11 protein-coding genes and 1 tRNA gene are annotated in these 14,409 nt (G+C 63.3%); 3 read left to right on the top strand and 9 right to left on the bottom strand.

Features of this window, described 5'->3' with window-relative positions:
• Positions 1-140 precede the first annotated feature (140 nt).
• Positions 141-2,243 (bottom strand): threonine--tRNA ligase, encoded by a 2,103-nt coding sequence (gene thrS, locus F8O07_RS08330; RefSeq protein ID WP_158031600.1) that lies wholly within the window; start codon positions 2,241-2,243, stop codon positions 141-143.
• 150 nt (positions 2,244-2,393) lie between these two features.
• On the opposite strand from thrS, the gene F8O07_RS08335 reads away from it, so the two are divergent.
• A tRNA-Val gene (locus F8O07_RS08335) sits at positions 2,394-2,467 on the top strand.
• Between the two features lie 290 nt (positions 2,468-2,757).
• A complete protein-coding gene (locus F8O07_RS08340) occupies positions 2,758-3,159 on the top strand; it encodes a hypothetical protein (protein WP_158031601.1) in 402 nt (133 codons plus the stop codon).
• Positions 3,160-3,238: 79 nt separating this feature from the next.
• On the opposite strand, the gene F8O07_RS08345 is transcribed toward F8O07_RS08340, so the two are convergent.
• The 4 genes from F8O07_RS08345 to F8O07_RS08360 form a co-directional block, all read right to left on the bottom strand.
• Entirely contained in the window at positions 3,239-3,685 is a 447-nt protein-coding gene (locus tag F8O07_RS08345; RefSeq protein WP_158031602.1) for a cytochrome c oxidase subunit 4, read from the bottom strand.
• Positions 3,686-3,687: 2 nt separating this feature from the next.
• Complete coding sequence (gene ctaD / locus F8O07_RS08350) at positions 3,688-5,418, bottom strand: cytochrome c oxidase subunit I (protein WP_158031603.1); 1,731 nt, start codon at positions 5,416-5,418, stop codon at positions 3,688-3,690.
• Positions 5,419-5,431: 13 nt separating this feature from the next.
• Complete coding sequence (gene coxB, locus F8O07_RS08355) at positions 5,432-6,349, bottom strand: cytochrome c oxidase subunit II (protein WP_158031604.1); 918 nt, start codon at positions 6,347-6,349, stop codon at positions 5,432-5,434.
• A 241-nt stretch (positions 6,350-6,590) separates the two neighbouring features.
• Positions 6,591-6,941, bottom strand: a complete 351-nt coding sequence (locus F8O07_RS08360; RefSeq protein WP_318655640.1) for an iron-sulfur cluster assembly accessory protein — start codon at positions 6,939-6,941, stop codon at positions 6,591-6,593.
• Positions 6,942-7,203: 262 nt separating this feature from the next.
• Here F8O07_RS08360 and F8O07_RS08365 point away from each other — a divergent pair, with 262 nt between their 5' ends.
• Positions 7,204-7,788 carry a DUF3043 domain-containing protein gene (locus F8O07_RS08365; RefSeq protein ID WP_158031605.1) on the top strand — a complete coding sequence of 195 codons (585 nt, stop codon included), beginning with the start codon at positions 7,204-7,206 and terminating at the stop codon, positions 7,786-7,788.
• Between the two features lies 1 nt (position 7,789).
• Here the strand turns inward: F8O07_RS08365 and F8O07_RS08370 are convergent, their stop codons facing one another.
• From F8O07_RS08370 to dnaE, 4 genes are all read right to left on the bottom strand, one after another.
• Complete coding sequence (locus F8O07_RS08370; RefSeq protein ID WP_158031861.1) at positions 7,790-8,863, bottom strand: quinone-dependent dihydroorotate dehydrogenase; 1,074 nt, start codon at positions 8,861-8,863, stop codon at positions 7,790-7,792.
• Positions 8,863-9,375 (bottom strand): transcriptional regulator NrdR, encoded by a 513-nt coding sequence (gene nrdR / locus F8O07_RS08375; RefSeq protein WP_158031606.1) that lies wholly within the window; start codon positions 9,373-9,375, stop codon positions 8,863-8,865. Before nrdR ends, F8O07_RS08370 begins: the two co-directional genes overlap by 1 nt.
• Before the next feature lie 7 nt (positions 9,376-9,382).
• On the bottom strand, positions 9,383-10,693 hold the full coding sequence (hisD, locus tag F8O07_RS08380) for a histidinol dehydrogenase (RefSeq protein WP_158031862.1): 1,311 nt from the start codon (positions 10,691-10,693) through the stop codon (positions 9,383-9,385).
• A gap of 157 nt (positions 10,694-10,850) precedes the next feature.
• Entirely contained in the window at positions 10,851-14,378 is a 3,528-nt protein-coding gene (gene dnaE / locus F8O07_RS08385; protein WP_225733230.1) for a DNA polymerase III subunit alpha, read from the bottom strand.
• Positions 14,379-14,409 lie beyond the last annotated feature (31 nt).

The raw sequence follows: 14,409 nt of genomic DNA on the forward strand, positions 1-14,409 counted from the left end.
CTCCTTGTTCGTGATCTCTCGATGAATCTTACTCGTGATGACGATTCGGTCTCCGGTGGCCCGCTGAGCCGACTCGACCAGTGACCGTCGACGGATGCCGTGCGCCGCAGCAGCGTGCGGTGTCGGCCCGATGCGAATCGCTACTCGGCCGTGGCAGCGGCCTTCGCCTGCTGTGCTGCCACTTCGGCCAGTGCGACGGCCGGCGCCTCGACGCCGGAAGCGGACGTGGCATCCACCGCGCTGCTGACCTGCACCCTGGCGTCGGCGAGTCCGCGCAGCCAGGTGATCGCCTCGGCGACGGGCACACCGTTGCACTGCGAGCCGTCACGGAAGCGGAAGCTCACCGTGCCCGACGAACGGTCGTCCTCGCCGGCGATGAGCATGACCGGAACCTTCTGCTTCGAGTGCGTGCGGATCTTCTTGGGCATGCGGTCATCCGACGTGTCGACGCTGGCACGCAGCCCGACGGCACGCAGCTGCGCCGCGACATCCTCGAGATACGGTGCGTACTCGTCGGCCACCGGGATGCCGACGACCTGCTCTGGTGCGAGCCACAGCGGGAACGCGCCGGCGTAGTGCTCGGTGAGCACGCCGAAGAAGCGCTCGATCGATCCGAAGAGCGCGCGGTGAATCATCACCGGGCGCTGCAGCGTGCCGTCGGGCGCGGTGTACTCGAGACCGAACCGCTCAGGCAGGTTGAAATCGAGCTGCAGCGTGCTCATCTGCCAGGTTCGGCCGATGGCGTCGCGCGCCTGCACCGAGATCTTGGGACCGTAGAATGCGGCGCCCTCTGGATCGGGCACGAGTTCGAGACCGCTCGCCTCGGCGACCTCTCGGAGTGTGCGGGTCGCCTCTTCCCAGACCGCATCGTCTCCGACGTACTTCTTCGGATCCTTCGTCGAGAGCTCCAGATAGAAGTCGTCGAGACCGTAGTCTTTCAGCAGGTCGAGCACGAACTGCAGCACGCTGGTGAGCTCGTCTTTCATCTGCTCACGCGTGGTGTAGATGTGCGCGTCGTCCTGGGTGAACCCGCGGGCACGAGTCAGACCGTGGATGACGCCGCTCTTCTCGTAACGGTAGACGGTGCCGAACTCGAAGAGTCGCAGCGGCAGGTCACGGTAGCTGTGCGCCTTGCTCGAGTAGATGAGGTTGTGCATCGGGCAGTTCATGGGCTTCAGGTAGTAGTCCTGCCCCTGACGCCTGACGTTGCCCTCTGCATCGAGCTCTTCGTCGACGTGCAGGGGTGGGAACATGCCGTCGCTGTACCAGTCGAGATGACCGCTCACCTCGTACAGGTGTGATTTCGTGATGTGCGGGGTATAGACGAACTGATACCCGGCCTCTTCGTGACGCTGACGCGAGTAGTCTTCCATCACCTTGCGGATGATGCCGCCCTTGGGGTGGAAGACCGGGAGGCCGGAGCCGATCTCGTCGGGAAAGCTGAACAGATCGAGCTCGACGCCGAGCTTGCGGTGGTCGCGCTTCGCCGCCTCAGCGAGACGGTGCTCGTAGGCCTTGAGCTCCTCTTTGGACGGCCAGGCCGTGCCGTATATCCGCTGCAGCTGCGCGTTCGCCTGATCGCCGCGCCAGTAGGCCGCTGCGGTGCGCAGCAGGTCGAAGCCGTTGCCGATCAGACGGGTGGTCGGCAGGTGCGGTCCGCGGCACAGGTCGCACCAGATCGTCTCACCGCTCTTCGGGTCGACGTTGTCGTACATCGTGAGGCCGCTGCCGCCGACTTCGACCGACTCTTCGTCGTCACCGGCGTTGCCCTTGAGGCCGATCAGCTCGAGTTTGTACGGCTCGTTCGCCTCTTCGACGCGGGCGTCGGCCTCTGAGACGGGACGACGCACGAAGCGCTGCCCCTGCTTGACGATGCGCTGCATCACCTTCTTGATCTGTTTGAGATCTTCGGGAGTGAAGGGCTCCTCGACGTCGAAGTCATAGTAGAAGCCGTCGGTGATGAACGGACCGATCCCCAGCTTTGCGTCGGGGCGAACCTGCTGCACCGCCTGTGCCAGCACGTGCGTCGTCGAGTGACGCAGGATGTTGAGCCCGTCCTCGCTGTCGATCGTCACCGGCTCGACGGTCTCGCCCTCGGCGACGGTGCCGGCGAGATCGCGAAGCTCTCCGTCGACTCGCTGGGCGACGACGTCGCGGTGGTCTGCGAAGAGATCGGCGCCGGTCGTTCCAGCTGCCACCTCTCTGTGCTCGCCGTTGACAGTGATGGTGATGGGTGACGACACCGGAGCTCCTTGAGCATGGCCGCGCCGACCGATACGAAGCGGTCCGCGCGTGGGTGATTGCTGTTGACCTGACTATCCTACCGCAGGGTGTGCGCAGCCTTGGAAAAGTACGCTATACTTGTCGAGTTGCCTGAAAGGCAGCAGTCGTTTGGGCGATTGGCGCAGTTGGTTAGCGCGCTTCCTTCACACGGAAGAGGTCGCTGGTTCGAGTCCAGTATCGCCCACAGTAAGACAGCCCCGGAATCACGCGGATCGCGTGGTATCGGGGCTGTTCTCGTCTCATGGCGCAGAGCGCAGGTGAGGGGCGGTGTCGAAGAGCCTCTCAGGCGCACGGCCAGACACGACGGTCACAGCATGCGTCCGCTCCCCTGGCTCGGTGGCCAATCGTATTCGCTCCCAGCAGGATGCTCAGTTCGCAGCAGAAGCCTCCTAGAATGCGAATCACCTGGTGATGTGCCAGGGGCTGTCAGACGCAACGGGGCGTCGACCGGCCGAGATGCAAGGAGGCATCAGCATGATCACCAAACGCGTCAGCCCAGTCGTCATCGACGGCCAACGGTATTTTCCACTTGAGCGCCCAGAGCAGCTGCCTCGTGAGTTCGGCAGCATCGAGCTGTTCATACGCAACAAGGTGCCGGTGCGATTCACCCGAGTCGCCGACAACACCTGGGTTGTGCACCGCACTGATCGCCCGGGCTCGACCGGCGTGCTCGTGGATGACCCCGAGGGCGACGCAGAGGCCAGGAGCGGGGTCACTGTGAAGGCTCCGGAGGCTCACGAGTCGAACCGTCCACGTCCCCGTTTCATCTATTCCGCGGCTGCAGCCACCAACGTCGGTCTCCCCGATTGGCGAATTCCGCTGCAGCGCGTCTCATGGGACGATTTCCTGAAGTTCTTCGAGTCGGCATCAGTCTGATCACTGAGAGAGACGAAAACAGCGGCCCCGCATCCGTAAGATGTGGGGCCGCTGTTCTACTCAGCAGGTCAGTCGACGATCAGTGTGCCAGCCGATTGCGGTGGTTCTCAAATGAGAAGCCGATGACGGTCACGACCAGCAGCGCACCGCCGATGATCGTCATCCACGTTCCGACGGCCAGGCCCAAGAAGATCACTCCAGCTGCCAGCGAGAGCGCGAAGGGCCACCAGCTCCACGGGCTGTACCAGCCGTAGTCGGGGTCGGCGTCTTCGATCTTCGCCTCGAGATCATCCTCAGGAAGGGTTCCGCCTGCGTTCTTCGACGCCTTGTAGAAGTAGAAGGCGGGAAACCAGGCCATGCCGATGCCCAGGGCCAGCACGGTCGCACCTGCGGGCTCGATCGGAACGGCAGGGTTGAACAGTCCGACGCCGTCGTTGACGAACGCGAGGCTGCACACGAAGTATGCGACCAGACCGACCAGGAAGAACAGGCCGATGCCGAAGAAGATATGTGCTGCAGTCTTCATTCTCAGTTCTCTTTCTTGTCGCTCGCCGCACGGACGGCCGGCACGTCGGCGAGAGCCTCATGTCGATCTGCCTGCTCGGTCTGCTTGGCCGTGGCGAGTGCGAGTTCGGGATGGTGCAGGTCGAACGCCGGACGCTCCGAGCGGATGCGCGGGATCGCCGTGAAGTTGTGCCGCGGCGGCGGGCAGCTGGTGGCCCATTCGAGCGAGCCGCCGAAGCCCCAAGGATCGTCGACGTTGACGCGCTTGCCGTAGCGAGTGGTCATGTAGACGTTCCAGAAGAACGGCAGGAACGAGATGGCCAGAATGGCGGCACCGATGGTCGACACCTGGTTCAGCACCGTGAAGCCGTCCTGCGGCAGGTAGGTGTAGTAACGACGAGGCATGCCCATCGCGCCCAGCCAGTGCTGCACGAGGAACGTCGTATGGAAGCCGATGAACAGCAGCCAGAAGTGCACCTTGCCCAAAGTCTCGTTGAGCATCTTGCCCGTGAACTTCGGCCACCAGAAGTACAGACCGGCGAACATGGCGAACACGACGGTTCCGAACAGCGTGTAGTGGAAGTGCGCCACGACGAAGTAGGTGTCAGACACCTGGAAGTCGAGAGCAGGGCTGGCCAGGATCACACCGGTGAGTCCACCGAAGCAGAAGGTGATCAGAAAGCCGATCGACCAGAGCATCGGGGTCTCGAAGGTAAGAGACCCTCGCCACATCGTGCCTATCCAGTCGAAGAACTTCACGCCCGTCGGAATGGCGATGGCCATCGTCATCAGTGAGAAGAACGGCAGCAGCACCTGGCCGGTGACGTACATATGATGCGCCCAGACGGTCGCGGAGAGGGCCGCGATCGAGATCGTCGCGAGAACCAGTGTGCGGTAGCCGAAGATCGGCTTGCGACTGAAGACCGGAATGATCTCTGAGACGATGCCGAAGAACGGCAGCGCGATGACGTAGACCTCAGGGTGCCCGAAGAACCAGAACACATGCTGGAAGAGCATGGCTCCACCGGTCTCTGGATCGAAGATGTGCGTGCCGAACTTGCGGTCGGCGAACAGAGCGAAGAGCGCAGCTGCGAAGGGCGGGAACGCCATGATCACCAGGATGCTGGTGACCAGCGTGTTCCAGGTGAAGATCGGCATACGCCACATCGTCATACCCGGCGCACGCAGCGAGACGATCGTCGCGATGAAGTTCACCGCACCCATGATCGTTCCGAAGCCGGACATGGCGAGGCCGATGACCCAGAGATCGCCGCCCATACCGGGTGAGTACGTCGACGTCGACAGTGGGACGTAGGCGGTCCAGCCGAACGAGGCTGCACCCTGAGGCGTGAGGAACCCGGCGACCGCGATGAGCGAACCGACGGTGTACGTCCAGTAACCCAGCGCGTTCAGGCGCGGGAACGCGACATCCGGTGCACCGATCTGGAGTGGCACCAGGACGTTTGCGAAACCGGCGAAGAGCGGTGTCGCGAACATCAGCAGCATGATGATGCCGTGCATGGTGAAGAGCTGGTTGTACTGCTCTTTCGTCGGGATCACCTGAAGGCCCGGCTCGAAGAGCTGCGCTCGGATGAGCAGGGCCAGCACGCCGGCGAACAGGAACCAGACGAACGACTGGACGATGTACAGGTAGCCGAGCGTCTTGTGGTCGGTCGTCGTCAGGAATCTGACGATCGAATGGCCTTTCTTACCCAGCTTGGGCGAGTAGCCCGCGACTGCTGTTGCGGAAGTCATAGTTCTCTTCCCCTCAATTCTCTGTCACGGCAGCAGCGCTGTGCGTGTGCTCGGCATCATCGGAGTTGTATTTCAGATCTTGGCGGCGGTCGAGCTCATGCCCGAGTGCGCCGGTGTTGCCACGCTCGCGGAGCTCCGCGATGTGAGTCTGGTACTCGCTGTCAGAGACGACCTTCACGTTCATGAGCATCATCGAGTGGTACTCGCCACAGAGCTCGGCGCACTTGACCGGGAACGTTCCTTCTTTCTCAGGAGTGAACGTCCAGTAGTTGTTGTGCACGCCCGGAAGCAGATCTTTCTTGTACAGGAACTGCGGCACCCAGAACGAGTGGGCGACGTCGCGAGCGTCGAGCTTGATCTTGACCTCTTTGTTCACCGGGAGGTACAGCGTCGGCAGCTTCGACTCGTCGAACGTCGGGCCGCTGACATAGTCGGCCTGAATGCCGGCGTCTTCGTGAACGTCAGGGTCGCCAGCAGTGGTGAGGTAGTTGATGTCCCAGCTCCACTGTTTGCCGACGACCTGCACCTGAACGTCGGCTCCGTCGTAGGCAGGCGTCGCCTTGGCCTCGGTTGCCGACTGCACATGGACGGTCGCAATGAAGAACCCGATGATCAGCACGAACGGCACGGCGGTGTACAGAACCTCGATCGGCAGGTTGTAGCGAGTCTGCGACGGAACGCCGGTGTCACCCTTACGACGCCGGTAGACGACGACGCACCACACGACCAGGCCCCAGACGACCAAGCCCACGCCCAAGAGCACGACCCATGAATGAACCCACAGATCAGTGATCTGCTGAGTGTGGTCAGTGGTGTCTGACGCGGGGAGAAACCCTCGCTTCGCATCATCTGAACACCCGCTCAACGCCAGGGCCGCGATGCCCAAGACGCCGCTCGCAGCGACGGCTCTCTTCACTCTCGAACGCACCATTGTTCCTATCGGTAGCTTCTGAACGCAGCATCGACATACATCGACGCACTATCCATATTACCCACTCCGAACCGTCTCACTGACCATATGCACACCGAAAGACTGAATTCTCCGTGCATCGGCTGTGAAATTCACAGCATGAGCCCTGAGCCCTTGGGCCTGGACGCCGCGACACGCAGACGGCGGTCACCGCCCGAGACTCACACTCGGGTGGTGACCGCCGTCTGACGAAGCCGAAGAATCAGTGGAACGAGTCGCCGCACGCACATGACCCCTGTGCGTTGGGATTGTCGATCGTGAAGCCCTGCTTCTGAATGGAGTCTTCGAAGTCGATGGTCGCACCGTCGAGATACGGTGCGCTCATCTTGTCGACGACGACTTCGACTCCCTCAGCGAACTCGGCGAGCAGATCGTCGTCGAGCAGCCGCTCATCGAAGTAGAGCTGGTAGATCAGGCCTGAGCAGCCCCCGGGCTGAACGGCAACACGCAGGCGAAGGTCTTCGCGGCCCTCCTGTGTGAGCAGAGCGTGCACTTTCTCCGCCGCGGAATCGGTGAGCGCGACGTTGTGCTTCTCAATGGTGTCGGTTGCCACGATGGTCTCCTTCTTCAGCTGCACCGCACGTCATCGACGCCCGGCGATCTCTGCAAGCATCCTACGTCGTTTCCAACGTCGTCGCGCCCTGGTGTGTTCCCGGCACTGCGGAGTTTCGCCGTGCAGGGCCGGCTCGGGCCATCGCCATGCCGGTTGGCGTCCCTCCGGCACCGCATAGAATGGAGCAGTGCGTCGGAGACGGCGCCCGAAGGTCGGCGCTCCGCGTCGATCTGGCACACCTCGACTTCCAGGAGCAGCACGCGTGAGCAGCAGGCACCACGATTCCGCACAGGGCAACGATCAGAATGAGTCGGCTGACGAGACGTTGCATCAGGGCAAAGGGCGCCCCACCCCGAAGCGCCGTGAGGCTGAGGCCCGAAACCAGCGGCCACTCATTCCGAACGATCGCAAAGAGGCGAAGGCTCGTGCCCGTTCCGAAAGAGAGAAGGCACGGCTCGGTATGGCCGCGGGCGACGACCGGTTTCTGCCGGCCAAAGAGAAAGGGCCGCAGAAGCGTCTGATTCGCGACTACGTGGACGCCCGCTGGTCGCTGGGAGAGTTCATGCTTCCCGTGATGATCATCGTCATCGTGCTGACCTTCATCCGCGAGCCGATGATCGTCACGATCTACACCGTCGGTCTCTGGGTCTTCGTCGCGGCTCTGCTCATCGACTCGTTTGTGATCGGACGAAAAGCACGGAAGATCGCGGCCGACCGCTTCGGCAAAGACGAGGTCGAGAAGGGTCTCGGCGTCTACGCTGCGATGCGCGCGATTCAGATGCGCGGCATGCGTCTGCCGAAGCCGGCGGTCAAGCGCGGCGAGTTCGACCCGAACCGCCGCCTCTGACTCAGCGGTACGCGGCTGCGGTCAGCTCGGCGAACGATGAGAAGCGGCTGCGCTGCAGCCGCTTCTTCAGCTGCCGGTTGATCTGTCGGGCCCACCCCGGGCCGGCATAAATGAACTCTGAATAGCCCTGCACGAGTGTCGCCCCAAGTTCGAGGCGCTCCCACACGTCAGCTGCGTCGCGGATGCCGCCCACAGAGACGATGGGCAGGCGGGCTTCGTTGTGTGCGGCGAGCAGACGCAGCACTTCAAGGGAGCGATCGTGCAGTGGCCGTCCTGAGAGACCTCCGGCGCCCATGCGCTCCACGGTCGCGGGGTCGGTGGTGAGCCCTTCCCGCGACACTGTGGTGTTGGTCACGATGATCCCAGCGAGCCCGAGCTCGGTCGCCATCGCCAAGATCGCGACGAGTTCGTCATCGCTCATGTCCGGAGCGATCTTCACCAGCACCGGCGTTCTGCCGGCGACCTCGCGAATGCCGCTGAGCAGTGGCTGCAGCGTCTCCACATGCTGCAGCGAGCGAAGCCCCGGCGTGTTCGGGCTGCTCACGTTGACAGCCAGGTAGTCGGCGAGCGGCGCCAGCGTTCTGGCAGCCCGCTGGTAGCTCTCGGGAGCCTCGTCCAACGGGACGACTTTGTTCTTGCCGATGTTGACGCCCACCCGCAGCGCTGATCGCCGATCGCGCGCACGAAGGCGTTCCGCGGCCGCGGCCGCGCCTTTGTTGTTGAAGCCCATGCGATTGATGAGCGCACGGTCGGCGGGCAGCCGAAACAGTCGAGGCCGAGGGTTGCCCGGCTGCGGATCTGCCGTGATGGTGCCGACCTCGACGTGGCCGAAGCCGAGGTCGCCGAGCGCCTCGAACATGACCGCGTTCTTGTCCAGGCCAGCAGCGATGCCGAACGGTGTGGCAAAACGCTGGCCGAACGCTTCGACTTCGAGCAGTTGATCCGGACGTGTGCAGGCTCTCGCGACGGCACCGACGCCAGTGGCATGGGCGACGCGCAGCAGCGCGACGGTGAGCACGTGCGCCTTCTCGGGGTCCATGCGGGTGAGCACATTGTCGAACAGCAGCCGGTAGATCATGCGTCGCCCTTCTTGGTGCTCTTCGCGGTGGCAGCCGCCTGGTCATTCGCAGCCTCGTGTGCGGCTGCTCGGCCGCGGAGTCGTTTCACGGCCTCTTCGAAGTCATCAATCGACGAAAAACTGCGGTAGACGCTCGCAAAGCGCAGATACGCCACCTCGTCGAGTTCGAGCAGCGGCTCGAGAATGGCGAGTCCGACGTCATGCGACTTGACCTCGCTGGCGCCGCTCTGCCGAATGGTCTCTTCGACGCGTTGGGCGAGCAGGGCGAGGTCACTGTCGCTGACCGGCCGGCCCTGGCAGGCCTTGCGCACACCCGCGATGATCTTGTCACGTCGAAAAGGCTCGAGCACTCCCCCGCTCTTGACCACTGACAGCGATGCCGTCTCGATCGTGCTGAACCGACGACCACAGGCCGGGCACTGGCGACGGCGGCGAATGGACGTTCCGTCGTCGGACGTGCGAGAGTCGACGACCCTGGAGTCTGGGTGACGGCAGAAAGGACAGTGCATCGGTGACTCAGGCCTTGCTCTCGAATCGTGCGGCGATGCTTTCGGCGTGTGCGTTCAGCTTCTCGGCCTCGGCGAATCGTTCGATGGGCTCGGCGATCTCGGCGAGGCCCTCACGCGTGTACTCGATGATCTGCTGCGGACGCAGGAAGGTGTAGGCGCCCAACGCCGGGCTGAACCGCGCGCGCCCACTCGTCGGCAGCACGTGGTTTGACCCTGCCATGTAGTCGCCCAGCGGAACCGGAGAGTAGGGGCCGACGAAGATCGCGCCGGCGTTGCGCACCCGATCGGCCAGCTCTTCGGCGCTCTCAGTGATGATCTCAAGGTGCTCGGGAGCATAGGCGTCGCTCACCGCGAGCGCGGCATCGAGGTCGTCGACCAGAACCACGGCCGACTGCTCTCCGTTCAGTGCGACTGAGGCACGTTCCCGGTTGGGAGTGTGATCCAGACGAACGCTCAGTCGCGCACGAACCTGATTGGCGAACGTCTCGGAGTCGGTCACCAAGACCGAGGAGGCATCCTCGTCGTGCTCGGCCTGACTCAGCAGGTCTGCCGCGACCAGATCGGCGTCAGCGTGTTCGTCGGCGATGACGAGAATCTCGGTCGGACCGGCGACGGAGTCGATGGCCACGTCACGAGAGACGGCCAGCTTCGCGGCGGCGACGAAGGCGTTGCCGGGCCCGCTGATCACGTCGACGGCGTCGAGCCCGATCTCAGGCACCCCGTAGGCCAGCGCAGCGATCGCTCCGGCTCCGCCGAGGGCGTAGATCTCGTCGAGCCCGAGCAGACCGGCCGTCGCAAGGGTCAGGGGGTGCACGGCGCCGCCGAAGGCCTGCTGCGCCGGCGAGACGAGCGCCAGCCGCTGCACACCTGCGACCTGTGCCGGCACGACGTTCATGATCACGCTCGACGGGTACACCGCCTTGCCACCGGGCACGTAGAGCCCCGCGGCCTGCACCGGTGCCCAGCGCTGGGTGATTCGCGACCCGCCGGGAAAGGTTGTGACGACCGGCTCGCGCAGCTGAGCAGCTGTCGCCTTGCTCACGCGTTCGATGGCGATCTCGAGCGAGTGGCGGATGCTCGGATCGAGTTCGCGAACCGCGGCGTCGATCTCGGCCTGGCCAACCCGGAACTCGTCGATCTGCACGTGGTCGAACCGCTGAGCCTGATCGATCAGCGCCGCGCGACCGTTCTCTCGCACGTCGGCGATGAGCTGCTGCGCAGCCTGCTCGGCGGCGGCCACGTCATGGTGCGGGCGGGGAAGCTGGTCTCTGAGAGAGAGGGAGTGGACGTTCTGCTCGCGAAAATCGATAGTGTGCATCACACACCACAGTCTACTCTGCGCCCCGTGTCGACACTGTTCTCCGTGTCGGCTCTGCACCCAAGTGTCGACGCGGCCCAAGTGTCGACGCTGTCCCCAGTATCGACGCTGCCCTCAGTATGGACGCTGCCTCGACGGATGCGCCGTGGGCTCGGCCTCAATCGATGCAGCTGGCGCCGAGCAGCGCTTTGAGCTCGCTGTACAGCGCCGCAGTGACGCTGACCCGATAGGGAATCTCGAAGACGCGCTCGGCACCCGCAGTCATCAGCTTCAGCAGCACCTCGGTGTCTCCGCTGTGGCGCACCAGAATGGACGACAGGTCTTCAACGATCTCTGGTGTCGCCGTCAGCTCTGGAATGCTCAGCATCAACGGCAGTCCGGCTCCCCCGGCGCCCTTGATCTCGGGGGTGAAAACAGAATAGGCATGCAGCGTCGCGCCGTCATCACGCTCGTTGATGCGACCGCGCACCACCACGATGGAGTCGGCTACCAGCGCCGGAGAGAACTCCTGGAAGGTCTTGCCCATGAAGAGCGCTGACATCTCGCCGGTGAAGTCTTCGACCTCGATGATGGCGTACTCGTTGCCGCTGTTGCGCGCGATGCGCTTCTGCACGCTCGTGATGAGCCCGGCGATGGCGACTTTGTCTCCGTCGTGGAACCGTTCGCCACCGGTGATGTCGACGATGTTCGCATCTGCGTGCCGAGAGAGCTCGCGCTCCAGCCCGTGCAGGGGATGGTCAGACACGTAGAGTCCGAGCATCTCGCGCTCGAACGAGAGCTTGATGTGTTTGTCCCACTCGGGGCGGTCAGGCACCTCGGCCCCCGGCTGTTCGTCGAGGTCGAACATCCCGGCGAACAGGTCGACCTGGCCGTGCGCTTCGTTGCGTTTGAGTTTGGCCGCTTCGTCGACTGCCTGCTCGTGAATCTCGATGAGCGCGCGGCGGGTGCTGCCGAGCGAGTCGAAGGCACCTGCTTTGATCAGCGATTCGATGGTGCGCTTGTTGCAGACGGTGAGCGGCACTTTGCGCAGAAAGTCGTGAAAGCTCGTGAACGGGTCTTCTGTCTCACGGGTCTTCACGATCGCGTCGACGACGTTGGCGCCGACGTTGCGCACCGCTCCCAGACCGAAGCGGATGTCTGTTCCGACGGCCGAGAACCCGAGGAACGAGGAGTTGACGTCGGGCGGCAGCACCGAGATGCCCATATGGCGGCACTCGTTCAGGTACATCGCGAGTTTGTCTTTGGAGTCACCGACGCTGGTGAGCAGAGCCGACATGTACTCGGCCGGGTAGTTGGCCTTCAGGAAGGCTGTCCAGTAGGAGACGACCCCGTAGCCGACCGAGTGCGCCTTGTTGAACGCATAGCCGGCGAAGGGAAGCAGCGTATCCCAGAGCGCTTTGACGGCCTCTTCCGAGTAGCCGCGATCGACCATGCCCTGATGAAAGTTGGCGTACTGCTTGTCGAGCTCGGACTTCTTCTTCTTGCCCATGGCGCGACGGAGCATGTCGGCCTGACCGAGGGTGAAGCCGGCCACCTTCTGGGCGACGCCCATGACCTGCTCCTGGTAGACGATCAGGCCGTAGGTCTCGCCCAGGATGTCTCTCAGCGGCTCTTCGAGCTCTGAGTGAATCGGCTGAATCGGCTGCAGGCCGTTCTTGCGCAGCGCGTAGTTCGTGTGCGAGTTCATGCCCATGGGGCCCGGGCGGTAGAGCGCGATCACAGCCGAGATGTCGGCGAAGCTGTCTGGCTTCATCTGCTTGAGCAGCGTGCGCATCGGCCCGCCGTCGAGCTGGAACACACCGAGCGTATCGCCCCGGGAGAGCAGGTCGTACGTCGGTTTGTCATCGAGGGAGACCTCTTGCAGATTGAGCGTCTCGCCACGGTTCTGTTTGATCGAATCGACCGCATCGCCCATCACGGTCAGGTTGCGCAGACCGAGAAAGTCCATCTTGAGCAGACCCAGGTTCTCGCACGCCGGGTACGGGTACTGCGTGATGATCGCGCCGTCTTCTTCGCGCTTCATGATGGGGATGTTGTCGATCAGAGCCTCCTGGCTCATGATCACGCCCGCTGCGTGCACGCCCCACTGGCGCTTCAGCCCTTCGATGCCCCGCGCCGTCTCCAGGATCTTCTGCGAGACCTCGTCGCCTTCGACGACCTCGCGGAACTCGGCGCCCTCCTGATACCGCTTGGCATCCGGGTCGTACATCTCTTCGAGGGTCATCTCTTTGCCCATGACGGCGGGCGGAAATGCCTTCGTGAGCTTCTCACCGGCAGAGTACGGCAGTCCGAGGATGCGAGAGGAGTCCTTCAGCGCCTGCTTCGCCTTGATCGACCCGTAGGTGACAATCTGACAGACGCGGTCATAGCCGTACTTCTCGGTGACGTACTTGATCACGTCGGTGCGGCGACGGTCGTCGAAGTCGACGTCGACGTCGGGCATCGACACACGCTCGGGGTTCAGGAATCGCTCGAACATGAGGCCGTGTTCGAGCGGATCAACCTCGGTGATGTGCATGGCATAGGCGACCATCGATCCTGCGGCTGACCCTCGCCCGGGGCCGACGCGCACGCCGTTGCCCTTGGCCCACTGGATGAAGTCGGCGACCACGAGGAAGTAGCCGGGGAAGCCCATCTGCTCGATGATGCCCATCTCGTAGTTCGCGCGCTCGCGAACCGGTTCAGGAACGGTCTCGCCATACCTGGAGTGCAGACCCGTCTCGACTTCTGATTTAAACCAGGTGAGCTCCGTCTCGCCCTCCGGCACGTCGAACTTCGGAGTGAGGTCGCGTTTGACGAACTCCACCTCGCAGCGCTCGGCGATGCTCAGCGTGTTGTCGCAGGCTCCTGGATAGTCCCGGAACAGCTCGCGCATCTGCTTCGGAGTCTTCAGATAGAACTCGTCGCTGCCGAAGCGGAACCTCTTGGGATCGTCAAGAGTTGAGGCGGACTGCACGCACAGCAGCGCGGCGTGCGCATGGGCATCCTCTGCATGTGTGTAGTGGAGGTCGTTGCTCGCCACCAGCGGAAGCTGCAGATCCTTGGCAAGGTCGATCAGGTCGCTCATCACACGGCGCTCGATGTCGATGCCGTGATCCATGATCTCGCAGTAGTAGTTGTCGGGCCCGAAGATGTCGCGGTACCGTGCCGCAGCCTCCCGAGCCTCTTTGTACTGGCCGAGGCGCAGGCGAGTCTGGATCTCGCCGCTGGCGCAGCCCGTCGTCGCGATGATGCCTTTGGCATACTGCTGCAGCAGTTCGAGATCCATACGAGGCTTGAAGTAGAAGCCCTCGATCGACGACAGCGATGCGAGCCGAAAGAGGTTGTGCATGCCCTCCGTCGTCTCAGCGAGCATCGTGGCGTGGGTGTACGATCCGCCGCCCGAGACGTCGTCTTCGCCGCCGCTGCCCCACCGCACGCGGGAGCGATCCTGGCGTTTGGTGCCAGGCGTCAGATAGGCCTCGAGGCCGATGATCGGTTTGATCCCGGCGTCCTGACACGCATAGTAGAACTCGTACGTGCCGAACATGTTGCCATGGTCGGTGATGGCCAACGCCGGCATCTCGAGCCGGGCCGCCTCGGCGATGAGCGGTTTGATCTTCGCGGCACCGTCCAGCATGGAGTACTCGCTGTGCACATGAAGGTGCACGAAGCTGTCGGAAGCGGTGCTCGATGATGCAGCCAAGAACGATCGCCTTTCGCAGACGTGACTCAGG

Source organism: Pseudoclavibacter sp. CFCC 13796 (assembly GCF_008831185.1).
Taxonomy (GTDB): domain Bacteria; phylum Actinomycetota; class Actinomycetes; order Actinomycetales; family Microbacteriaceae; genus Pseudoclavibacter_A.